The organism is Micrococcus sp. APC 4021 (genome assembly GCF_030407635.1).
GTDB classification, from domain to species: domain Bacteria; phylum Actinomycetota; class Actinomycetes; order Actinomycetales; family Micrococcaceae; genus Micrococcus; species Micrococcus luteus.
In genome coordinates this window covers 1-1414 of sequence record NZ_JASDCZ010000212.1, presented here as the reverse complement: position 1 = coordinate 1414, position 1414 = coordinate 1, and the positions used below count along the sequence as shown (strand labels likewise).

The 1414-nt window shown below is 73.2% G+C and carries 1 protein-coding gene; it reads right to left on the bottom strand.

Translation table 11 applies throughout. The features are described from left to right. A partial coding sequence (gene ftsW, locus QL983_RS11225; protein WP_290153043.1) for a putative lipid II flippase FtsW occupies positions 1 to 1239 on the bottom strand: 1239 nt, incomplete at its 3' end. Positions 1240 to 1414: the final 175 nt, after the last annotated feature.

The following is a 1414-nucleotide window of genomic DNA, read 5'->3' as shown; positions in this document are numbered from 1 at the left end:
CGGCTCGTCCGCCTGGGGGCGGGCGTCCGGCTGGGCGGCACGGCGGCGCTCGTGGCGGGCGAAGGCCAGCACGATGCCGACCGCGCTCAAGGACAGGGTGAGCGCGGAACCACCATAGGAGATGAAGGGCAGCGGGACGCCCACCACGGGGATGACCCCGGAGACCATCGCGATGTTGACGGCCGCCTGGCCCACCAGCCAGGCCAGGATCCCCCACGTGGACAGGCGGATGAACGTGGACGTGGTCCCGGCGGCGACGCGGTAGATGCCGATCGCCAGGCCGAGGTAGGCCAGCAGCACCACCAGCGTGCCCACGAGCCCGAGCTCCTCGCCGAGGATGGTGAAGATGAAGTCGTTCTCGGCCTCCGGGATGTAGCTCCACTTCTGTCGGGACTGGCCGAGGCCCGCGCCCCACCAGCCGCCGGAGGCCAGGGCGTACATCCCGTGCGCCGGCTGGAAGCAGGGGTCGGTGGCGTCCGAGCAGTCCCCCATCCAGGCCTGCACCCGGACCATGCGGTGCGGGGCGAGGAGGGTCAGGGCCAGGATGCCCAGCACGCTCAGCGCCAGGAAGGTGAGGAAGACCCCCCAATGGGTGCCGGCCACGTACAGCACCGTGGCCAGCACGATCGCGAGGATGATCGCGGTCCCGAGGTCGCTGCCCGCCATCACCAGGACCAGCAGCAACAGGCCGCCGGGCAGCACCGGGATCAGCGCGTGCCGCACCTGGGTGACGAGGCGGTGCTTGCGCTCCAGGACCGCCGCCGCCCACAGGGCCAGGGCGAGCTTGGCGGCCTCGGAGGGCTGCATCCGGAACCCGCCGATGCCCAGCCAGTTGCGATTGCCGCCCACGGTGACGCCGAGCGGGGAGAACGCGACCAGCGCGAGCAGGATCACGGCCACGCCGAACGCCGGCCAGGCGAGCGCCTTGAGGACGCGCACCGGCAGGCGCGAGAACACGAGCAGGGCCGCCACGCCCGCCACCGCCCAGGCGCTCTGGCGCAGGAACAGCGCGTACGAGCCGCCGCCGGTGCCGATCGCCTCGACGGAGGACGAAGAGAGCACCATCACGAGCCCCAGCACGGTGAGCAGGGCGGTGCAGCCGCTGATGAGCAGGACCGACAGGTCGAGGGCGCGGCGGCCCTCGAGGACCCGCCACATCCGGCGCAGGATCCGCTCCCGGTGCTCGGGGGCGTCGTCGGCCGCGCGGGGGCGGACCGGGCGGAGCTCGATCGGGGACATGGCCCTCCTCACGGGGGAAGCGAGACGGTCGGGTGGCGGCGGGTCAGTCGGCGTCGGGCGCGGCGTCGTCGTGCACGTCCCAGCCGTGCTCGCGCATCAGCCCGGCAACGGCCTCGATGAACGCGTCGCCGCGGGCCGCGTAGGAGCGGAACTGATCCATCGACGCTGCGGCGGG